The organism is Thiohalophilus sp. (assembly GCF_034522235.1).
Lineage (GTDB): Bacteria > Pseudomonadota > Gammaproteobacteria > UBA6429 > Thiohalophilaceae > Thiohalophilus.
Window position 1 is genome coordinate 796485 of the sequence record NZ_JAXHLN010000003.1, and the last position, 21288, is coordinate 817772.

Sequence of the window (21288 nt, forward strand, 5' to 3'; positions counted from 1 at the left end):
CGGACGGCGTACCCGCCGCCGCTGATGCTGGCGTTGAATGACGGCTTCTGGCCGAAAGCGGACACTAACTTGCCGATTCTGGTGTCAGCATTCTAACCCTCTGTGATCCAGGGGATTATGATCTCCCAACGCTCTCTTTCTTGTCTACCTCCAGCGCAGTTTCCGTTATCGAACAGTCGTTCAGCACCCACTGTCGGTGCGTACGGATTGACCAGATTTTTTCGCCCAAATTGCTTACAAAACCGACCCTGAAGCGTAGACTGTTGTCACGATTCAAGGGAGAACAAGCATGATTCAATCCGTGAAAGGCAATGGTCACGGGCCGTCGGGCCCGCCCGACCTGTTTGAGATAATGAAAAAATTCACTGGCGGGGGCTCACCGCGTGGCCGGATCGGCGGCGTCATCGGCGTCGTTGTACTCCTCCTGCTGGCCTGGGCGGCGCTGACGTCTTTTTACACTGTCCAGCCCGAAGAGCGGGCCGTGGTGAAGCGATTCGGTTCCGTCACGGGGATTACCGATCCCGGACTGCACTTCAAGCTTCCCTTTGGCATCGACCAGGTTCAGCTGGTGGCCACCGAGCGTGTGCTCAAGCAGGAATTCGGCTTCCGCACCCAGGGCACCCGCCAGGGTCAACGTTCGACCTACAGCGCCGCGCAATTTGAAGACGAGTCATTGATGCTCACCGGCGATCTCAACATGATCGACGTGGAGTGGGTGGTCCAGTATCGCATCGAAGACCCCATCAAGTTCCTGTACCGGATGCGCGAGCCCACCCGGACCCTGCGCGACATTTCCGAGTCGGTCATGCGCCGTATCGTCGGCAACATGCTGGGCTCCGAGGTGCTGACCATCGGCCGGGTGGAGATTCAGAAGAAGGCCGGCGACGAGATTCAGGAAATACTCAACCAATACGATGCCGGCATTCGCATCAGCACCGTCGAAATGCAGGACGTGGTGCCACCCCCGGCCGTGCAGCCGGCGTTCAACGAAGTCAACGAAGCACGCCAGGAACGGGAACGGATGATCAACGAAGCGCAAAAACAAGTTAACCAGGAGATCCCCAACGCCAAGGGCGCCGCCCTGCGCACCGTCGCTGAAGCCAAAGGTTACGCCACGGAACGGGTGAACCGGGCCGACGGCGAGAGCGCACGCTTCAGTGCCGTTCTGCGCGAATACCGGCAGGCGCCCGGGGTCACGCGCTCTCGCCTGTATCTGGAAACCCTCAACGAGATCCTGCCCAATATCGGACAGATACTGGTCGTACAGGACGGGCAGGTGGGGCCGCTCCCCTTGCTCGATGTCAACCGTAAAGCCGCGCGTGCCACCGGAGGTGACCAATGAAAACCACAGTGCTTGCCATCGTGGCCGCGATAGCCCTCGCAATCGGCTACGTTACCCTCTACACCGTGGATGAAGCCGAACAGGCCATCGTGATCCAGTTCGGTGATCCGATCGGCGATGTTATTAACGAGCCGGGCCTGAAGTTCAAGCTGCCCTGGCAGAATGTGCGCTATTTCGACAAGCGCCTGCTGGTCTGGGACGGGGACGTGACCCAGATCCCCACACTGGGCCGTGAGTTCATTCTGGTGGATACTACGGCGCGCTGGCGGATCACCGATCCGCTGCTGTTTTTGACCAGTGTCCGGGATGAAGCCGGCGCACGCACCCGACTCGACGACATCATCGACTCGGTGGTGCGCGACATGGTCTCGTCAACCGAGCTGGAAGAGATCGTTCGCTCGAAGGATTGGGAAGTCGATGTCGATGAGCTGGATGATCCTGCGCTGGCCGAACGCAGTGACGTCAACCTGGAGAAAAAACCCAAACTGGGTCGTGAACTGCTGGAAGCCGGTATTCTGGAGCGGGCCCGGGATTCCATGCCCGCGCTCGGGATCGAGCTGGACGATGTGCGCATCAAGCGGGTCAACTACATTGAATCCGTGCGCAAGCAGGTGGAAAGCCGCATGATCGCCGAACGCCAGTCCATCGCCGAACGTTTTCGCTCCGAAGGTCGGGGCCGCAGCCAGGAAATCCTCGGCAACATGGAACGTGACCTTCGGCGCATCCGCTCCGAGGCCGCGCGTGACGCCGAGAAGATCCGGGGCGAGGCCGACGCCGAAGCGACCCGGATCTACGGTGAGGCCTTCGGGGCCGATGCGGAGTTCTATTCCTTCTTCCGCACGCTGGAAAGCTACCGGGCCCTGGGCGAGAACAGCACCCTCATGCTCGGCGCTGACTCCGACTTCTTCCGCTACCTGGAAGAGTCTCAGGTCCAGTAAACCCCGCCTGCCAGGGTACCGCGCCCGCAACGGGCGCGGCACCTGGTTAATTACCAGCCTCTATCTTTCTCTATACAAATCAATAAGATCAGTTCGTTCTGATTCATTAACCCCTCTATTAGTATGACAAAATTTCGATTATTTCGTATATTGCGTTTATTTCGTTTGTGTGCCAAGCTTATAAACAGTCGGGAATGTATTATTAACTGAGGACTGGAAATGGAGCAGGCATTCAAGCTATCTGATCAAGCAGGCCGACCGCCGAGTGAAGAGGATATGAAAATCGCGGCCGAGAGCAGCCGTTTGCTTGCGGCCTGTATCGGTAAGGGTGACAAGGCCCAGATTCAGGTAGTCGATGGAGACCAAAAGATCACCGTACCGGTATCGGCGATGCGGATGCTGGTGGATATCCTTGCCCATATGGCTGAAGGTGAGGCGGTGACACTCATTCCGCAGCATGCAGAACTCACTACCCAGCAAGCAGCCGATTTCCTGAATGTTTCCCGTCCCTATTTCGTAAAACTACTCGAGGAAGGGAAATTACCTTTTCATAAAGTTGGAAGTCATCGACGGGTCTATTTTCATGACCTGGTAGCCTATAAGGAACAACGCATGGATGCACGACGCAAGGCATTAGACGAACTGGCGGTACAAGCACAGGAATCAAAAATGGGATACTAGGCACATGGCAAATTTTACTGCCGTATTTGATGCCTGTGTTCTGTATCCTGCCCCATTACGCGATCTCCTGATGAGCGTCGCCCTGACAGATCAGTTCCGTGCAAAATGGACCACTGAGATTCAGAATGAATGGATACGTAATGTTCTGAAAGATCGTTCTGATATCCCCGAAGAAACTCTTTATCGCACAGCAGAGCTTATGCGACAGGCTGTTCCTGACGCGATTGTTGAAAATTATGAAGGTTATATTGATTCCCTGGAGCTGCCGGACCCTGATGATCGGCATGTTCTGGCAGCAGCCATAAAATGCCAGGCTGATGTGATTGTGACAAACAATCTGAGAGATTTCCCCGATGAAGTGCTTGCCAAATATGAAATAGATGCGCAATCGCCAGATATGTTTCTGGGTCATTTGTTTGACCTGAATCCAACGGCATTTTGCGCCGTAGTTCGGCAACAAAGAGAACGGCTCAAAAAACCACCTTATACTGCAGAAGAACTATTGGATATTTTTTACAATCAGGGACTACCGATAACGGTTGGTAAATTAAAAGAAGTTATAACATTGATCTGAGAATAAATTTCCGGAGCAGCATAAGTAATATCTATTTCTGAAAGGGGCGCAGGGCAGGCTGCATGCAGCGCTATCTGACATTCTCCGTATCGGCATGGGTGTCACGCAGGCTAATGCCAGCGTGACCTACAGGATTGACCAGAGTGTAAAGTGTGCGTGAATTTGGGGCAGTCATTTGGTTCTGTGTCAGTCAATGGGAACTATGACTTCCTGGTAATCTGCTTTTTATAGGCTTCCAGCGCCGCTTCCCGCGTGGCCTTCAGATCCAGGATTGGTTCCGGGTAATCCTCGCCGATAATACATTCCGCCGCTTGTTGAATCTCATCCGGCGCTTTCCAGGGTTCGTGAATGTATTTGTTCGGCAGGCTGGCCAGCTCCGGCACCCATCGCCGCAGGTATAACCCTTCCTTGTCGAATTTCTGGCTCTGGGTGACGGGGTTGAATATCCGGAAATAAGGCGCGGCGTCGACGCCGCAGCCGGCGACCCATTGCCAGTTCATGCTGTTGGCGGCGAGATCGGCGTCCACCAGGGTGTCCCAGAACCATTCGGCGCCCTGTTTCCAGTGAATCATGCCGTTCTTGGTCAGGAACGAGGCGACGATCATGCGGACCCGGTTGTGCATATATCCGGTGTGCCACAGTTCGCGCATGCCGGCGTCAACGATGGGGTAACCGGTTTGGCCCTGTTGCCAGGCCTGTAGCAGCTTTTTCGACTGCTTCCATTTGAAGTTCCTGAACCGTTCATCGAACGGTTTGTCGGTGGTGTGCGGAAAGTGGAACAGCACCGAGTGGGCAAAGTCGCGCCAGATCAGCTCGCGGATAAAGCCTTCGCCCTGCTTGCGCGGTCCCTGGCGATCCAGTTCGGCCAGGATAGCGCGTACGCTGATCTCGCCGAAGTGCAGGTGTGGTGAGAGACACGAGGTGCCCTGCAATGAGGGCACATCCCGCGCCTGGTGGTAATCCGCAAGGTCATCACGCAAAAAGCGGCGCAGCTGTTTCCAGGCCCCGGCCTCGCCGGGTTGCCAGTGGTCGTAAAAGCCGCTGTCCCATCCGATGGTGGGCAGCAGGTCCAGATCGGCAATCTTCTCGGATTTGATCCGGGTGGAGACGCCGGGCAGTTGTCCAGGCGTTTTGTAGATATGGTTATCCCAGCCTTCGCGCAGATAGCATTTGTAGAACGGGGTGAAGACCTTGTAGGGCTGGCCGCTCAGGTTGTGCACGGTGTCCGGTTCACGTAGCAGGTTGCCCTGGTAAACGCTGAAGGTGATGCCGTTGTCTTTTAACTGCCGGTGCAGTTGTTTGTCCCGCTTGAGCAGGGCCGGTTCATAGATCCGGTTGCAATACACGGCGTCGGCGCCGGTTTCATCAATGAGCTGTTGCACTACCCCGGTACTTTCCCCGGTACGGAGGATCAAACGGCTGCCGCGCTGTTTGAGCTGGTCCGCCAGCGCGGTGAGGCTATGGTGCAGCCACCAGCGACTGGCCGCACCCGGCGCCCAGGCGGTAGTGTCATCGTGTATATATAAAGGAATGATCCGCTCGGCGTCCGCCAGTGCGGCCTGCAGGGCGGGGTTGTCGTGCAGGCGCAGGTCCTGCCGGAACCAGAGAATCAGGGTACGGGACATACGGGTCGGGCCGGTTTCAGCGCTTGAGCGCCAGGGTCAACCCGTCGCCGATGGGCAGCAGGCTGATGTCCACCCGCGAGTCGCTGTGCAGGGCGTCGTTCAGTTCGCGGATCGCCCGGGTATCCTCGTCGTTAACGGCGGGGTCGGCGACATCGCCATTCCAGAGCGTATTGTCGATGGCGATGAGACCGCCCCGGCGAATCAGCTTGAGGCACTGTTCGTAATAGGTCAGATAATGGCTTTTGTCGGCATCGATGAAGGCAAAATCGAAACTGTTGGCATTGCCGGTGTCGATCAGTTTTTGCAGGGTCTTGTCAGCCGGCGCCAGCAGCAGCTCGACTTTTTTATGGACTCCGGCCTGTTGCCAGTAACGTCGGGCCATGTCGGTCCATTCCTGGTTGATATCACAGGCCACCAGGCGCCCGTCGTTCGGCAGGGCCTCGGCCATGCACAGGGCGCTGTAGCCGGTGAACACACCGATCTCGATCACCTGTCTGGCACCGAGCAGTTTAACCAGCAGATTGAGCAGCTGCCCCTGTTCCGGGGAAATCTGCATACGCGCCATCTCCAGGGTGGCGGTTTCCTCGCGCAGCTGTTTTAACAGCGGGCTCTCGCGCAGGGAATGATCAAGCAGGTAATCGTAAACAGTGTCAGTCAGGTTCAGGGTACGGTTTGACATGCATTGCCTCGTCACTGGGCGGGAAGACGCCGTCGCAAGGCGACGGGATTTCCCGTTATGGTAAACTAGCCGTCGATAATTGCAATTCATCTGCCACTGCCGCCGGGCTGCGCAGTTAACAGGGGACATCAGCGGGCATGGCCATTCTCTGGCAAAAGACTTACCAGGGTTCCACCTATGAAGTGCGCACCGCGGGACGCACCCGCCGTCTGTATACCGACGGGGTGTTTCACAGCCAGTATCATCCGCAACGGAGCCTGGCGGGCGGCATCTGGGATCTGTTATGGCTACCGGCGTTCTTTCGGCAACCGCCCCGGTTTGGGCGGGTACTGATGCTGGGCGTCGGTGGGGGGACGGTGTTTCACCAGTTACAGCGTTATGCCGATGTTACCGAAATGGTAGGGGTGGAACTCAACCCGATCCATGTGCAGGTCGCGCGGGACTATTTCGAGATAGCACAGTGCGGTGCACAGCTGCACCAGGCGGAGGCGGGGGAGTGGTTGCGCAATTATCGCGGCCCGAAATTTGATCTGATTATCGAGGACCTGTTCGGCGAACAGGCGGGCGAACCGGTCAGGGCGATCAGCGCGGATCAAAAATGGTTCGAACTGCTCACTCGCAACCTGAGCCGTGACGGGATGCTGGTGATGAATTTTGTCTCGCGCAAGAGCCTGCGCGATTGTGCCTGGTATCATCAGGCGAAGTTACGCAGGGCGCTGCCCCAGGGGTATCAGTTTACCCTGCCGGCATTTGAAAATTATATTGCCTGCTTTTTACGTCAGCCCTCATCCAGCCAGCTGTTGCGCGATCAACTGAACGGGGTGCCGGCACTGGCGCAGGAGATCAGCCGGGGAAATTTCAATTTCACTGTACGGCGTTTACTGGCTGGTCGATAATGCGGCGGGCGGACAATTACTGAGAACTATCCGGACTATGGCAGCGAAAACGAAAGTCAGCAAAAAGAAGAGTACGGCAAAAAAGAAGACCCAAAAGAAAGCCGTGCGCAAGAAAAAAACCGGCAAGCTGGCGCCGCGCAAGAAACAGCGTGGCTTGCGCCAGATCACCGCGCTGGTCTCGCCCGATGAGGAGCTGGCCTATCGGATCCTGGCCCTGGTGGCCGCCATGTCCGGTGGAGAAGGGTAGTGGGAAAGATCAGTCATTTGCAACAAACCGACAGCATGGCGTGCCGCGCCGGTTGTGGCGCCTGTTGTATTGCACCGTCCATCTCCTCGCCGATCCCCGGCATGCCGCAGGGCAAACCGGCCGGCGTACGCTGTATCCAGCTCGATGAGGCCAATCGATGTCGTCTGTTCAACCAGCCAGAGCGTCCCGCGGTGTGTGAACAGTTCAGTGCGACGGTCTCGATCTGCGGCGATAATGATGCGCAGGCGCTGCATAATCTGCAGTGGCTCGAACGGCAGACAGGCTGAGAAGCATGTCGAGCTGGTTACTTTATTGTCGCGCCGGGTTTGAGAACGAATGTGCCGCCGAGATCCAGACCCAGGCGCTGCAACGGGGCATCAGCGGTTACTGCAAGACACGGCCAGATAACGGCTATGTGATTTATGCCAGCCATGATCCCGATGTCGACCTGTTTGCCGTATTGCGACTGGAATATCTGATCTTTACCCGTCAGTGGTTTGCGATCTACGAAATTCTCAATGATCTGCCGCTGGCCGATCGGTTGACCCCTATCCTGACGTTATTGCAGCAACAGCCTCGCCAGTATGCCGAATTTTTTATCGAAACCCCGGATACCAATACCGGCAAGGAACTGCAGAAACTCTGCCGGGCGCTGGCCCGTCCGCTGGAGTCGCAACTGGACGCCGGCGGGCTGTACCGGGCAAAGGCGGACTATCGACTGCATCTGTGTTTTCTTTCCACCCATGCCGCCTATATCGGTTACGCGCCGCTGGATAACAGTTCGATCTGGTTGATGGGCATTCCGCGCCTGCGGGCCCCGCGCCAGGCGCCGAGCCGGTCGGCCCTGAAACTCGAAGAGGGCATACTGCGACTGATGTTCGAGGATGAGCGCGAGCAATTTCTGCAATCGGGCATGAAAGCCGTGGATCTGGGCGCCGCGCCCGGTGGCTGGAGCTGGCAACTGATACAGCGGCATCTGTTTGTGATCGCAGTCGACAATGGCCCCATGCAGGAGGAACTGCTGGACTCGGGACAACTCGAACACGTTCGCGAAGACGGCTTTCGTTATCAGCCGTCAAAGAAAGTCGACTGGATGGTATGCGACATCGTCGACAAGCCAAAAAAAGTGACCGCCCTGATGGCGCGCTGGCTGGTCAACGGCTGGTGCCGGTATACGATCTTCAACCTCAAATTACCGATGAAAAAACGCTACCAGGAAGTGCAGCAGTGCCTGACCCTGCTGCATGACGAACTGGTTCACGCCGGTATCGACGCGACGATTCGTTGTAAACAGCTCTATCACGATCGAGAAGAAGTGACCGTCTGCGTCATCCCCGCCATCTGAGCCATTTTTTTAATGCCACGATAATTAACGCGGAGGTCGCGGAGCCGCAGAGGGTGAAAAAAACTATAATTTTTCCTCGTTATAATAAAACCCGGTTCGTCGAACACCATAAAATGAGATGATTTATGAAGTGAGGTTAGTGGTAGGCCGGACATAGCAAAGCGGCGTCCGGCAATCAGAGGTGTTGCCCGATACCGCCTTGCTTTATAGGGCCTACGACTAAAAAACTATAATTTTTCTCGTGTAACAACCCCGAATTGTAGAACACCATAGAATAAGAGAGTTCAAAAGGATTTTTTCTCCGCGGCTCTGCGGCTCCGCGACCTCCGCGTTAATCAGACAGGAATCTGTTAGAGACGGATTTATTCACTTTCATCGTCTGATGAGTGGTAGGCCGGACATAGCAAAGCGGTGTCCGGCAATCAGAGGTGTTGCCCGATACCGCCTTGCTTTATAGGGCCTACGACTAAAAAACTATAATTTTTCTCGTGCAACAACCCCGAATTGTAGAACACCATAGAATAAGAGAATTCAAAAGGATTTTTTCTCTGCGGCTCTGCGCCTCCGCGACCTCCGCGTTAATCAGACAGGAATTTGTTAGAGACGGATTTATTCGCTTTCATCATCGGATGAGACCGGCAGGGGCTTCTGGCCGGGGTAGGCGAAGTACTGGCGTGGCGCCGTGTCGGACTGCTGGCCGGTGTTGATGTTGAACTTCCCGCGTTTGGGCTTCATCAGGATGACGTCGCTCTTGCGGGTGATGTCGATATCGTGTTCGAGCAATACCCGGCGATGTCGCTCACAGACTTCGTCGGATTCACGGCGCAGCAGGGCCTGGACATCCCGGCCCCGCAGCCAGTTATAGGCGGTGCGCCTGTACGGATAGGGGATTTCCATGATCTCGTTGATCAGGGTTTCCAGCTCGCTCGGTGAGGCGTTGCGATCTTTCTGGCTGCAGAATTGAATGATGTACTGATAGCGGTCCTGCTCGTCCAGCTGCCCGATATGCCGGGCGGCCCGATCGGCATCCTCAAAACGGAGGGCCTCCTTGATCGGCACCAGCTGGTTGTCGGGGCCGACAAAGATATCGCACCTGGCAAGCCGGGACTGTTCGGCGCTGAGCTGGCGCTCGATGCGAATCACGAAATACTCGTCGAAACGACTGTCGGTTTGATTCGGATCCATACGCGGAGAATAGCACGGATGCCCCCGAGATGGCTGCAGCAGGCTTGCCGGTTGTGCATCTATCACATACAGTTAGTGCTGGAAACCAGGACCTTACGGCGATAGTGGTGTTAAATCTGAAGCCCCGTTTTATTCTGTCCGAACAGCTGGTGTGGCCGGGTTCGCTCAAAAGCGCGGTGATCATCCTCGCGTTCGGCTTCGCCTATTTTCTGCTGGGCGAAGCAGGGCTGGGTATCGATTCGGGTTACGACGGCGTTACCCCGTTCTGGCCGGCTTCCGGACTGGCCCTGCTGGTCTTCATCCTGTATGGGCCCCGCTACTGGCCCGGAATATTTATCGGTATCGGGTTGCTGGCCTATCGTCATGAAATGCCGCTGGTCGTGGCTTTTCTGGCGGCCTGCGGTCATGTCCTGGAAGCCCTGGTCGGGTGGTATCTTGTGAAGCGGTTTCGGGTGAAACTGGGTTTTCGCCGGGTCACCGATGTGCTTCACTTCGCCGTGATCGCCTTCAGCGCGCCGCTGGTTTCGAGTCTGTTCGGCGGTATCGCCATGGTGATTTCCAATCTGATCGATTGGTCGGATTTTGGGCTTATCTGGAGTATGTGGTGGCTGGGTGACGGGACTGGTATTTTATTGCTGGTTCCATTCATTATGGTCTGGCGGAACCTGTTCTATTATCGCGGCGGTCCCGAGGACAGCGCGCTGGATCCGGATATCGGCGAGGATTGTCAGTATATTATCAAGTCCAATCGGATCGGCCAGCTTTCGACCTATTTGCTATTGCTTGCACTGGCGGCGCTATACAGTTTTTCCGGTGCTGAAATGCATACAACCGGCAGATTGGGACTGTTTTATCTGATTTTGCCCCTGACCGTGTTCATCGCCATCAGTTTTGAGCAATTCGGTGCCACGCTGGCATCGATTCTGGTCAGCGTCATCCTGCTGTTTTCCTATCATCCGGACTGGGGCCCCTACCTGGGGTCGAAAGACGTGCTCAATCTTTTGATTGTGGTGATCTTTATCTGTATTACCGCAATCACGGCGATGGTTGTGGCCGCCCTGTTTACCGAACGGCGCCAGTCGGAAAAAGCCTTGCGCAAATCCCACAAGCGGCTCCAGGAAAGTGAGCTGCGCTTGCGACAATTGTCCGAGAATATTAACGAGGTGTTCTGGCTGGCTGACGTAAATGATAATCATGTGATTTATATCAGTCCCTCCTGCCGGGATACCTGGGGAAGGGAGCCCGAAACATTCTACGAGAATCCGGGAGAGTGGGAAGCCTCGCTGCATCCGGAGGATAAAAAGCGGGTGTTTGATGAGTTTGAAAACTTCAAACGCAACGGCCGATTTGAACTGAAATACCGAATTATTCGTCCGGATGGCGATGTGCGCTGGGTGCGTGACAAGGGTTTCCCGGTCTATGATGAAACCGGTCGCATCTATCGTCTGGCCGGTATTGCCGAGGATATTACCGAGAAGAAACTGGCTGACGAACAGAAAATTCAACAGGAAGAAGAGCGTACCAGATTGTCGCGCTATATTTCTGTCGGTGAGCTGGGGACCAGTCTGGCGCACGAAATCAATCAGCCGCTGACCTCGATTATGTGTTATGCCAAAGGCGGGTTGAACCGTTCAAGAGAGGGCAGGCTCAGTGAGACAGATGTGCAGGATGTCTTCGGGCGTCTGAGCGACGAGGCGGAACGCGCCGGTCGTATTATTAACAAGTTGCGTGACTTTGTGAATCGCAAGGACATCAAGTTTTCCTCGGTGGATATCAATGAAGTGTTGCAGGATTCATTACGGCTGGTGGAAAACAAGATAAAAACCAATAACGTTCAGGTCGTTTATGTGCTTGGCAAGTCCCTGCCCCTGATTCTGGTCGACTCGGTACTGACACAACAGGTGATATTGAATCTGGTGATCAATGCAATCGAGTCGATGCAGGAGGTCAAGATTGATCGCATCCTGACGATCATGACGGAGCAGCAGGGCGACTATATTAAAGTCTCGTTTCGCGATACCGGCGCCGGTGTGCCGCCGGAGCTGCGGGAAGAGATTTTTACCCCCCTCGTTACCACGAAAAAACAGGGGATAGGGCTCGGACTGTCCATCGCCAGCAGTATCATAGAAAACATGGGCGGTGAACTGCGCGCCTATCCGGGGGGCGGGCCGGGTTACGTGTTTGAGTTCTCCCTGCCCATCAAGCAGAAACATGTCAGGAGTAACGATGCGTTATCGAATTGGTAGCGATCCCCGGCAAGCACAGGAGCAGGTGGACGGTATGATCGTCGGCTCCGCCATCTTCGGGCTGTTTACCGGGGTGGTCTTTGTGGCTGCCGGTATTCGGGCGCGTCAATTCTGGCTGGCTTTCTGGGGCGCCGGGCTGGTTCTGGCCAGCTGCGCCTACCTGATCTACACCTTCTTCAAATAGCGTTTATGTCTGACGTCGTTGTCCTGATTCACGGCATCTGGATGACCACGCTGGAGCTGCGCCCGCTCGCCTGGCGTCTGCGACGTTGCGGCTATAGCTGTCGTTATTTCTATTATCCCAGTCTGCGTCACCGTCCCGCGGACAATGCCCGCCGCCTGGCGGCTTACCTGCAGCAGCTTGATGTCCCCCGGGTTCATCTGGTGGCGCACAGCCTGGGGGGGATTGTCCTGTCGCATCTGTTCGAGCAGGGCGCGCCGGCGCGAGTCGGCCGTGTGGTGATGCTGGGGACACCCTTGCAGGGCAGCGTGGTGGCCCGGCATCTGTACCAGCGACGGCTTTCGCGGGTGTTGCTCGGGCGCGCCAGCGAGGCCGGGTTACTGGGCGATGCGCCTGTCTGGCGGGGTGAAACCGAGTCGGGCATGATCGCCGGAACCCGCTCTTTCGGTATCGGTCAGTTTCTGGCGCCGGGAAAACTCGTCCCGCCGCACGACGGGACCGTGGCCGTGAGTGAAACCCGTTCCCCGGGGCTGCATCAGCACCGGACGGTTCACTGCAGTCACCTGAGCATGCTCGTCTCCCGCGAAGCGGCCGCACTGGTCTGCCGTTTCCTGCAGCAGGGCCGTTTTACATAAACCTCTTCCAGGGTGTTCGCAGCAGGCGAACGCTTGATATACTGGATATCCGCGTCGGGATTCGGCGACTGGCCGCGTCGCCGTTCTCAAGGCAATCAATTCAACCAGGATCCGCCAATCATGTCATTACCCAGACTCAAGTTAATCAGTTTTGCACTCTGTCCCTTTGTTCAGCGATCGATCATCACGTTGCTGGAAAAAGAGGTTCCCTATGAGATCGAATATATCGATCTGGATAATCCACCGGCCTGGTTTCACGAGGTCTCGCCACTGGAGAAAGTGCCGGTTCTGCTGGTGGATGATGAGCCGTTGTTCGAATCCATGGCAATTTGCGAGTTTCTGGATGAGATTACGCCCGGCAGCCTGTATCCCGAGGATCCGTTTGCCCGGGCCAAAAACCGCGCCTGGATCGAGTTTGGTAATGAATTGCTGGGCGCGGTCTATACCTACTCGATCACCGGTGAGGAGATGGGTTACAAACAGAACCTGATGACAGTCAGGGACCGGCTTGAAACCCTGGATGAGTTCTTCGCCGGCGGTCCTTATTTCAACGGCGAGGAGTTCTCGCTGGTCGATGCCGTCTATGCGCCGATCTTCCGTATGCTGCGTTGTCTGGAAGATATGCAGAAGCAGGATGTCTATGAAGATGCGCCAGAGATTGCGCGCTGGGCAGAGACCCTGTTGCAAAGGCCGTCCGTGATCAATGCCGTACAGGCAAGTTATAACGACGATTATCGTGAGCGCATCCAGAGCAGCGGCTCGATATTTGCACAAAAAGCCGATATTTAATCCGATTCAGACCACAGATGCGCATGGCGCCAGTGGAAATCGAACTCGGTTGGGACAGTCCTCATGCCCGCCACCGCGATCGCTATTACTTCGAGCATGTCGATCTGGCCAATGATCGTTTCCCGGCCGATCTGGGCTCGCAGCTGCAAGATCGGTCTGCCGGCGAAAGCGCACAGCTGGATATTCTGTTCGACGACTGGCAGGAGCAATACCAGCAAAATCTGATCAGGACCCTGCCCCGGGAACAGTTTCGACGCCGGAGCAAGCACCCGCTGCCTCCGGTGATCCCCCGCACCGGCCGGTTTTATCCGCGTCGCTTTGTCAGCGAGGCGATCGAGATGGATAGGGATGCGAACTGGCCGTTGCGTTGCCTGCAGGCCGGCGAGCGGGAACTGCGCATCGATCTCAACCATCCGCTGGCAGGCCGGCATTTGAATGTGCAGGCGACTCTGTTGGGGGAAACACAGCCCGGCAGGGATCAGGGCGACACACCCGGGGATATCCTGGCGGCCTGTACCGGTAACGGTCCGGGCATGCAGGCCAGCCTGGCGGATACCGATACCGATTTTTTCAGTGCAGAGGCCTTTCGGCGAATCGATGAAGCCGGGGATAGTGAATTCTATACCAGCCCCCGGCTGGTGCAGCATCTTGACGCCACCTGTCGTGAACATATTCAGATGTTCTATGGTCGTTTCCTGCAGCCGGGTATGCGGGTGCTGGATCTGATGTCGAGCTGGGTCTCGCATCTGCCGGCGGAGCCGACGGATATTGATGTCCATGGACTGGGCCTGAATGCACAGGAATTACAGGCCAATCCCCGGATCAACGACTCTACATTGCAGGACCTGAACCAGGACAGCCGTTTACCGTTTGATGATGCCGCCTTCGATGCGGTGATCTGTACCGCCTCGATCGAATACCTGATTCAGCCCCTGGCAGTGGTTAAGGAGGTGTCGCGGATACTCAAGCCCGGCGCACCCTTTGTCATTACCTTCTCCGATCGCTGGTTTCCAACCAAGGCGATTCAATTGTGGAGCGAGCTGTATGCCTTCGAACGCATGCAGCTGGTACTCGATTACCTGCGCCTGGGCGGCCGGTTTGAACAACTGGCGTCCGAATCCCTGCGCGGTTGGCCCCGCCCGGCCGACGATCCCTATATTGAGCAGCTCGATGACGCCGATCCGCTGTTTGCCGTCTGGGGTACAAAAAAGTGCTGAGTTCTGAAGGGAAAGTTGGCAGTCGGTAGCTGTAGGAGCGGCTGCGCCGCGATGGTGTCTGAAGAGAAAGTTGGCGGTTGCAGTTTGCAGTTTGCAGCTGTAGGAGCGGCTGCGCCGCGATGGTGTCTGAAGAGAAAGTTGGCAGTCGCAGTTTGCAGTCGGCAGCTGTAGGAGCGGCTACGCCGCGATGATGTCGTAGCCCGGTAGGGTGCGTCCCACGCGAATAAAGTAGGCAGTCATCAGTTGGCAGTTGACAGCAAAATACCTGAATCAGAATTTTCTGCCATCTGCCATCTGCCATCTGCCATCTGCCATCTGCCATCTGCCAACTTCTATTTGTGGGAGCGGGCTTCGACCGCGGCGGTGCCGGATTCGGCAGTCGCGCCCGTGGGGCGCTCCTACAGAATCACTATTCAGCCATAGGTCACATTGGCGAAGCCTATGTGACGATTCCCCCGGTCGATTGTCAGGTAGCGCTGCGCGCAACCTGGCCTACACAATTTTTGCCAACTGCCAACTGCCAACTGCCAACTGCCAACTGCCAACTGCCAACTGCCAACTGCCAACTGTCAACTGTCTTTATTCTGTCATCGGCGTTTCGCGGCATTGTCACACTGACCCCCTAGGCTTGTTAAAAACCAGCCGAGGTCAGGATAATGAATTCCGTCCACCAGCTCCGTCCCCTCCGGTACCGCAGTGTCTGGTTGTCCGATATCCATCTGGGTTATCGTGGCTGCAAGGCCGAGTATCTGATTGATTTTCTCGACTCTGTGCAGTGTGAGTATCTGTTTCTGGTCGGTGACATTTTCGACTTGTGGTATATGCGCCGTAAAGGACTCTATTGGCCGCAAAGTCATAATGATGTCATGCGCAAGATACTGGGCAAGGCCAAACACGGCACCAGGGTGGTGTATATCCCCGGTAATCACGATGAAGATTTCCGGGAGCTGGATGGAATGGTATTTGGTAACATTTCAATCCATAACCGCTACATCCATGAAACGGCGGACAACAAGCGCCTGCTGATACTGCACGGGGATGAATTCGATAATGCCATCCGCTGTAGCAAACTCGTCGGGTATCTGGGTGAGAAGTCCTATGATGTGCTGCTGTATACCAACCGCTGTCTGAATGCCTTTCGTCGTCGTCTGGGGTTCCCGTACTGGTCTATTTCCACGTTTCTTAAAAGCAACGTCAAAAACGCGGTTAATGTGATTCACGATTTCGAGCAGGCCGTCGCCAACGAGGCCCGGCGCGCCGGGGTGGATGGCCTGGTTTGCGGTCACATTCATCATGCCGAGATTCGCCAGATCGGTGAGGTGCTGTACTGTAATGATGGCGACTGGGTGGAAAACTGTACGGCGATGGTCGAGCATCGGGACGGCATGCTGGAGATCCTGCACTGGTCCGATGTGGTCAGGCCCATCAAGCAACATCCGGTCACGGATGCGGACAAGAAGATCGCATGAGAATTGTCATCGCGACTGACGCCTGGGCGCCACAAACCAATGGCGTGGTGACAACACTGAAAACGACCCGGCGTATCCTGGAACAATCGGGTCATGAAGTGGCCATGATTACCCCCGAACCGTTCAAAACCGTGTCGTTGCCGACCTATCCGGATATCCGGCTGGCGCTGTTTCCCTATCGGCGGATCGCCGCCATGCTGGATGCGTATGCCCTGGAGGCGATCCATATCGCGACCGAAGGTCCGGTGGGGATGGCGGTGCGGCGTTATTGCCGGCGGCGGAAACTCAAATTCACGACGTCCTATCATACCCAGTTTCCCGAGTATCTGCGCCTGCGCCTGCCGGTTCCCCTGCGTCTCAGCTATGCCTTTTTTAAATGGTTTCACGGTCCAGCCGAGCGTACCCTGGTGCCAACGCCGTCCATGCAGCAGCGTTTGCTGGAGCACGGTTTCACGCATGTCGAGGTGTGGGGACGGGGGGTGGACGTGAATCTGTTTCGACCCTATGGCAAGGATTACCTGCACGAGGCGCGGCCTGTTTTCGTCTATGTCGGCCGGGTGGCGGTGGAAAAGAATATCGAGGCCTTCCTGTCGCTGGATCTGCCGGGTACGCAATACGTCGTGGGCGATGGACCGGACAGGGCAATGCTGGAGGAAAAATACCCGCAAGTCGTCTTCACCGGCTTTCGTTATGGCGAGGAACTGGCGCGAACCATCGCCGCCAGTGACGTGTTTGTCTTCCCCAGCCTGACCGATACGTTCGGTCTGGTGATGCTGGAGGCGATGGCCTGCGGCGTACCGGTGGCCGCCTATCCGGTGACCGGACCGAAGGATGTGGTGATCGACGGAGTCACCGGTTGTCTGGACGAGGATCTTGGTCGGGCCGCGAAGCGGGCACTGGCGATCAACCCGGAAAATCCCCGCGATTACAGTTTATCCCATTCCTGGCATCAGGCCACGGATCAGTTTTATGCCAATCTGGCGCCCAATACCGGGGCGGAACCCGCGGTACAAAAAACGGCTTCGAGCCTGAAGTAATTTCTCTCACGCCGGTTTGTTCAGGTGGTCGAACGTTCGGTTTGCGCAGAATCGGCGGCTGATGTGGCAAAGGTGTCGATCGTGTGCCGATAGAGATCCGCCAGGGAGTGTGCCAGGGCACTGTGCGACCATTCGTGCACATAGTCCTGACCTTCGCGGCTCATGCGCCGTTGCAGCTCGGGCAACGCCAGTACCTGTTGTACCGTGGCGGCAAACTGATCCACGTCCTCCTTGACGACCAGCGCGCCACGCTGGGGCAGGAGAATATCCCGCGTCCCCAGTTCAGCGGTCGAGACCACCGGTATGCCGCAGGCCATTGCCTCAAGCAGTACCAGCCCCTGGGTTTCCGTGCGCGAAGAGAACACGAATACATTGCCGGCACGGTAACAGTCAACCAGCGTCGTGTTGCGATCCAGGTAGCCGACAAAGCGGATATTATCCCGGGTCCCCAGTTTGTCGCTCAGTTGTTTTAAATGCTCGAGCGCGGGCCCTTCCCCGGCAATCACGAGCAGGGTCTTTGGCAATTGTTGTAATACCCGGTGGTGTACGTGCAGCAGAAAGTCGATGTTTTTCTCGTGGCCGATGCGCCCGATATGCACCATCACCGGACGGTCCGGTTCGATATGATGGCGCTTGCGAAAGGCGTGTCCGTCACCGCGCGAGAAACGTTCGGGATCGATGCCCGTGGGCAGGATCCGGGTTGGGAGTTGAATGTGATAGTCGCGAATTACCTTGAGCATGGCGCTGGAGGGGACGATCAACCCCTGCAGGTTATGGCACTGCCGGCGGGTTATAAAGCGGATCAGGGGACGAAATATCCGGCGGGGAATCAACGGCACATAGTTGTGCATGTATTCCTCGAAATGGGTGTGATAGGTCTCGATACAGGGGATGCCCAGTCGGCGAGCCATGCGCTTACCACTGCGGTGGGCGGCAAACGGCGTCTGGATATGGATCAGATCGATCGGCTTTTCCCGATGCAGTCTGGCAATTTCCCGATCCACGGCGGTAACGGACATCAACCGGTCCTCGGGATCAAACGGTACCGGGCGCGCCTGGATACGCGAAATACCTGCCTGGGCGGGATCCTCAGCGCTGTAACGGGGGGCAATCAGCCGGATATCGTGTCCCAATGCCTGCAGGCTGTCACGAAAAGTCTGTATGGAAGTGGAGACGCCGTTGATGCGGGGAAAATACACATCGGAAACCATCACTATCCGCATACCACCGCCCGCTTAGCCGCTTATGGTGAATGAGAGCAGGGCAAGGCCGCCGCCGAGCAGGGCGCCGCACAACACGTCAGTCGGATAGTGCAGGGCAAGGACCACCCGGGACAGGGCCACCAGTGCAGTAAACGGCAGCAGGACGATGGCCAGTTCGGGGTAATAATGCAGGGCCACCAGGGTAAAGGAGACCGCATGCATGGTGTGTCCGGAGGGGAAGCTGTACTGATCCAGCGGGGCCGTTCCCAGCAGCAGGTCCTGTTTGACCACACAGGGCCGAGGCCGTTCGGTGACGGATTTGATGGCCTTGTACAGGGCCAGTGCCAGTGCCCCGACGATTGACATATGCAGCGCTGCCCCCAGTGCCTGGCTGCCATAGATCAACGGTAACAACGCGATCAGCGTGTACCAGAAAACCCCGTCACCTAGCCGACTGATAAAGGCAAACAGCGACTTGATGACCCGGATATGGCTGGCACGGTTGAACTGGCTGCACAGGGCCAGCTCATATGCCACCATGCGTTTGATAAACAGACTGTGGCGTATGGCATTCATAATCAGGATACTCTTTATATAATCCTGCCAGTAAGGATGGGACACGCAGATGACAAAACCCTGACAGCCCGATGAACGTTTTATGACCGCCGGATAAAGAAATTCCGGGTGATGAAGAAAAAGTTGGCAGCTGTAGGAGCGGGCTTCGACCGCGACCGGTGCCAGATTCGGCAGTCGCGCCCGTGGGGCGCTCCCACAGGCTCGCTATTTTGGTACGAAAGATATCTGACTCTCGCAGAGACGCAGAGTCCGCTGAGGATTAAAAAGCGGGTGTTTCTCAGCGCCCTGGCGCCTCTGCGAGAGATAACAGGCACATTGTCGACATGTGGAATGCCAGATAGCGCTGCGCGCAACCTGGCCTACAATGGTTCTGCCAACTGCCAACTGCCAACTGCCAACTGCCAACTGCCAACTGCCAACTGCAACGTACAGTGCTAGAATACCCCAATACATATGAAATCCTGAACCACGATCAGGAGAGCGGGATGCGAAGAGGACACTATGCGTATTGATCTGGATCCGGACAGCGATGTTGTCCGCGAACAGTTTGCCGTGATCTATTGCCCGCGTCGCAAGCGGGATCGCTTTCCCGAAGGCAGCGTCGAGGTGGTGGACAGTGCCGAGGCGGCACTGGCCGGCGCCAATGCGCAAAAGAACCTCTATGCCGCGATGGTGGTGGGACCCTCCCGTTCCTCCGAGGGCGCCCGGCTTTATTATCTGGTTGAATGGCTCGATCAGGACGCGCCATGAGCCGGGATCGGGACCACAATTTCGATCACTTCCATCAACGGTTCAAACAGAATATCTATGCCTCGCTAAAGGGTCGCCTGCGGCTGGCGATCCTGTGGCAGGATGTCCAGCAACATATTCTACCGCTGGCGGCGGGGAGGCCATTGCGGGTCCTGGATGCCGGTTCCGGAATGGGGAATTTCAGTCAGCGCCTGCACGAGCAGGGCCATCAGCTGTTGTTGTGCGATATTTCCGGCAAACAGCTGGAAGACGCCCGACTGAATTTTTCCGCTGCGCAAGCCTCCGACAGCGTTCGTTTTGTCCAGCAACCGTTTCAGCAACTTGCCGATGACAGTGATCAGCAGTTTGATCTGGTATTGTCCCATGCGGTGCTGGAATGGCTGACTGACCCGCAACAGGGCATTGGCGCACTGCAGCAGTTGATCAGCCCCGGCGGCTGGTTGTCCCTGCTGTTTTTCAACCGCCACAGCCTCATTTACCGGCATCTGCTGAACGGTAACTTCAAACGAGTACGCAGCGGCGATCTGGCAGGCGAAGGCAAATACCTGACCCCGGATAATCCGCTGATACCGGAGCAGGTCTATGACTGGCTCGAGGATAGCGGCTTGCAGATCGTGGCCTGTTCCGGCGTGCGCACTTTCACGGACTTTATGGATCGCGGCATGCGTGACAAGCTACCCTTTGAAGAGTTGCTGGAAATGGAGTTACGCTACAGTTCTCAGGAGCCGTTTCGATCCCTGGCGCGTTATATACACGTGATCTGCCACAAACCCTGACAGGATAACGATCATGCAAACGATTCATATCCGGGTCTTGCGACACTCCGCCTTTTACAGCCCCTTGCTGGCAACCATGAGTGCCGGATTCCTGAAAGCGGAGGGACTGCAGGCCGAATACACGGTTGTCGACGCCGATCATCCGCTGGAGGCGGGTATCCGCGATGGTACGGTACAGGTGGCACAGGCGGCGCCGGCGGCCAGCTTTGCCTATCTGGAAAGAGGCGAATCGCCGCCGTATACCCATTTCGCCCAGATCAACGAACGCGACGGCTTCTTTCTGGCTGCCCGCCAATCCGAACCGGATTTCAACTGGTCTTACCTGCAAGGCAAGCGGGTGCTGGTGGATCATCTGTTTCAGCCCATTGCCATGTTCCGTTACGCTCTGCAACAACAGGGCATTAAGCCGGCGGCGATCGGAATCATCGACGCCGGCGATGTGGCGGCGATGGACAAGGCCTTTCGTGACGGGGAAGGCGATTATATTCACCAGCAGGGCCCGGCCCCCCAGCAGCTGGAACACGAGGGGCTTGCCCACGTGGTCGCCTCGGTCGGCGAGGTGATCGGCCCGGTGGCGTTCAGCAGCCTGTGTGCCAGTGAAAAGTGGTTGCAAAGTGATATGGCGCGGACCTTCATGCGGGCCTACCGTCGCGCCCAGCGCCATGTCATCGAGACACCGGCAGAACAACTGGCTAGAGAAGAACAACACTTTTTTCCCGGTATCGACCCCGAGGTGCTGACCCAAACCATCGCCGCTTACCAGAAGCTCGGCTGCTGGCAGGATTCACCGCACATTTCCCCGGCCAGCTATCAGACCCTGCTGGATGTGTTCGAAGCCGACGGCCAGATCAGCCGGCGTCATCCCTACGAGACCGTAATTACTTCACCGCCTGCATAA

General features: G+C 56.6%; 23 protein-coding genes. 18 read left to right on the top strand and 5 right to left on the bottom strand.

From position 1 onward, the window contains the following. Nucleotides 1-289: 289 nt before the first annotated feature. The 4 genes from hflK to U5J94_RS06850 all read left to right on the top strand — a co-directional run bounded on the left by hflK (nucleotide 290) and on the right by U5J94_RS06850 (nucleotide 3535). A complete protein-coding gene (gene hflK / locus U5J94_RS06835) occupies nucleotides 290-1342 on the top strand; it encodes an FtsH protease activity modulator HflK (protein WP_322564890.1) in 1053 nt (350 codons plus the stop codon). Further along, nucleotides 1339-2280: a protease modulator HflC gene (hflC, locus tag U5J94_RS06840; RefSeq protein ID WP_322564891.1), complete on the top strand. Its 942-nt coding sequence runs from the start codon at nucleotides 1339-1341 to the stop codon at nucleotides 2278-2280. The genes hflK and hflC overlap by 4 nt, the downstream gene beginning before the upstream one ends. Before the next feature lie 219 nt (nucleotides 2281-2499). Beyond that, entirely contained in the window at nucleotides 2500-2961 is a 462-nt protein-coding gene (locus U5J94_RS06845; protein ID WP_322564892.1) for a helix-turn-helix domain-containing protein, read from the top strand. Between the two features lie 4 nt (nucleotides 2962-2965). Then, nucleotides 2966-3535 (top strand): PIN domain-containing protein, encoded by a 570-nt coding sequence (locus U5J94_RS06850; RefSeq protein WP_322564893.1) that lies wholly within the window; start codon nucleotides 2966-2968, stop codon nucleotides 3533-3535. A 200-nt stretch (nucleotides 3536-3735) separates the two neighbouring features. Here the strand turns inward: U5J94_RS06850 and U5J94_RS06855 are convergent, their stop codons facing one another. Together U5J94_RS06855 and U5J94_RS06860 are read right to left on the bottom strand one after the other, a co-directional pair. After that, nucleotides 3736-5160 carry a deoxyribodipyrimidine photo-lyase gene (locus U5J94_RS06855; protein ID WP_322564894.1) on the bottom strand — a complete coding sequence of 475 codons (1425 nt, stop codon included), beginning with the start codon at nucleotides 5158-5160 and terminating at the stop codon, nucleotides 3736-3738. A 16-nt stretch (nucleotides 5161-5176) separates the two neighbouring features. Next, nucleotides 5177-5839 carry a class I SAM-dependent methyltransferase gene (locus U5J94_RS06860; RefSeq protein WP_322564895.1) on the bottom strand — a complete coding sequence of 221 codons (663 nt, stop codon included), beginning with the start codon at nucleotides 5837-5839 and terminating at the stop codon, nucleotides 5177-5179. A 137-nt stretch (nucleotides 5840-5976) separates the two neighbouring features. Here U5J94_RS06860 and U5J94_RS06865 point away from each other — a divergent pair, with 137 nt between their 5' ends. From U5J94_RS06865 to rlmM, 4 genes are read left to right on the top strand one after another with little or no spacing between them, the layout of a single operon-like run. Next, a complete protein-coding gene (locus tag U5J94_RS06865; RefSeq protein WP_322564896.1) occupies nucleotides 5977-6735 on the top strand; it encodes a hypothetical protein in 759 nt (252 codons plus the stop codon). A gap of 37 nt (nucleotides 6736-6772) precedes the next feature. Further along, entirely contained in the window at nucleotides 6773-6982 is a 210-nt protein-coding gene (locus U5J94_RS06870) for a hypothetical protein (protein ID WP_322564897.1), read from the top strand. Nucleotides 6983-7017: 35 nt separating this feature from the next. Then, complete coding sequence (locus U5J94_RS06875; RefSeq protein ID WP_416224201.1) at nucleotides 7018-7269, top strand: YkgJ family cysteine cluster protein; 252 nt, start codon at nucleotides 7018-7020, stop codon at nucleotides 7267-7269. Between the two features lie 5 nt (nucleotides 7270-7274). Then, on the top strand, nucleotides 7275-8327 hold the full coding sequence (rlmM, locus tag U5J94_RS06880; RefSeq protein WP_322564899.1) for a 23S rRNA (cytidine(2498)-2'-O)-methyltransferase RlmM: 1053 nt from the start codon (nucleotides 7275-7277) through the stop codon (nucleotides 8325-8327). A gap of 609 nt (nucleotides 8328-8936) precedes the next feature. Here the strand turns inward: rlmM and U5J94_RS06885 are convergent. Then, nucleotides 8937-9512 carry a hypothetical protein gene (locus tag U5J94_RS06885; RefSeq protein ID WP_322564900.1) on the bottom strand — a complete coding sequence of 192 codons (576 nt, stop codon included), beginning with the start codon at nucleotides 9510-9512 and terminating at the stop codon, nucleotides 8937-8939. A 107-nt stretch (nucleotides 9513-9619) separates the two neighbouring features. Between U5J94_RS06885 and U5J94_RS06890 the strand changes: the two genes are divergently transcribed. From U5J94_RS06890 to U5J94_RS06920, 7 genes are all read left to right on the top strand, one after another. Continuing rightward, the gene (locus tag U5J94_RS06890) at nucleotides 9620-11758 is read left to right on the top strand and encodes an MASE1 domain-containing protein (RefSeq protein WP_322564901.1); all 2139 of its coding nucleotides are present in this window, start codon (nucleotides 9620-9622) and stop codon (nucleotides 11756-11758) included. Beyond that, nucleotides 11739-11942 carry a hypothetical protein gene (locus tag U5J94_RS06895; protein WP_322564902.1) on the top strand — a complete coding sequence of 68 codons (204 nt, stop codon included), beginning with the start codon at nucleotides 11739-11741 and terminating at the stop codon, nucleotides 11940-11942. The genes U5J94_RS06890 and U5J94_RS06895 overlap by 20 nt, the downstream gene beginning before the upstream one ends. A 5-nt stretch (nucleotides 11943-11947) precedes the next feature. After that, nucleotides 11948-12574 (top strand): alpha/beta fold hydrolase, encoded by a 627-nt coding sequence (locus U5J94_RS06900; protein ID WP_322564903.1) that lies wholly within the window; start codon nucleotides 11948-11950, stop codon nucleotides 12572-12574. A 120-nt stretch (nucleotides 12575-12694) separates the two neighbouring features. After that, nucleotides 12695-13363, top strand: a complete 669-nt coding sequence (locus tag U5J94_RS06905; protein WP_322564904.1) for a glutathione S-transferase family protein — start codon at nucleotides 12695-12697, stop codon at nucleotides 13361-13363. A gap of 23 nt (nucleotides 13364-13386) precedes the next feature. Then, complete coding sequence (locus U5J94_RS06910; RefSeq protein WP_322564905.1) at nucleotides 13387-14580, top strand: methyltransferase domain-containing protein; 1194 nt, start codon at nucleotides 13387-13389, stop codon at nucleotides 14578-14580. Nucleotides 14581-15236: 656 nt separating this feature from the next. Continuing rightward, nucleotides 15237-16049 carry a UDP-2,3-diacylglucosamine diphosphatase gene (locus U5J94_RS06915; RefSeq protein WP_322564906.1) on the top strand — a complete coding sequence of 271 codons (813 nt, stop codon included), beginning with the start codon at nucleotides 15237-15239 and terminating at the stop codon, nucleotides 16047-16049. Further along, entirely contained in the window at nucleotides 16046-17086 is a 1041-nt protein-coding gene (locus tag U5J94_RS06920; protein ID WP_322564907.1) for a glycosyltransferase family 1 protein, read from the top strand. Before U5J94_RS06915 ends, U5J94_RS06920 begins: the two co-directional genes overlap by 4 nt. A 20-nt stretch (nucleotides 17087-17106) precedes the next feature. Here the strand turns inward: U5J94_RS06920 and U5J94_RS06925 are convergent, their stop codons facing one another. Further along, nucleotides 17107-18309: a glycosyltransferase gene (locus tag U5J94_RS06925; protein ID WP_322564908.1), complete on the bottom strand. Its 1203-nt coding sequence runs from the start codon at nucleotides 18307-18309 to the stop codon at nucleotides 17107-17109. 12 nt (nucleotides 18310-18321) lie between these two features. Continuing rightward, complete coding sequence (locus U5J94_RS06930) at nucleotides 18322-18864, bottom strand: phosphatase PAP2 family protein (protein ID WP_322564909.1); 543 nt, start codon at nucleotides 18862-18864, stop codon at nucleotides 18322-18324. A 501-nt stretch (nucleotides 18865-19365) separates the two neighbouring features. Between U5J94_RS06930 and U5J94_RS06935 the strand changes: the two genes are divergently transcribed. Genes U5J94_RS06935 through U5J94_RS06945 form a run of 3 tightly spaced genes read left to right on the top strand, consistent with a single transcriptional unit; the run spans nucleotide 19366 to nucleotide 21288 of the window. Then, a complete protein-coding gene (locus U5J94_RS06935) occupies nucleotides 19366-19614 on the top strand; it encodes a hypothetical protein (RefSeq protein WP_322564910.1) in 249 nt (82 codons plus the stop codon). After that, nucleotides 19611-20390 carry a methyltransferase domain-containing protein gene (locus U5J94_RS06940; protein ID WP_322564911.1) on the top strand — a complete coding sequence of 260 codons (780 nt, stop codon included), beginning with the start codon at nucleotides 19611-19613 and terminating at the stop codon, nucleotides 20388-20390. Before U5J94_RS06935 ends, U5J94_RS06940 begins: the two co-directional genes overlap by 4 nt. Before the next feature lie 13 nt (nucleotides 20391-20403). Continuing rightward, nucleotides 20404-21288, top strand: coding sequence for an ABC transporter substrate-binding protein (locus U5J94_RS06945; RefSeq protein WP_322564912.1), 885 nt, complete (start codon nucleotides 20404-20406; stop codon nucleotides 21286-21288).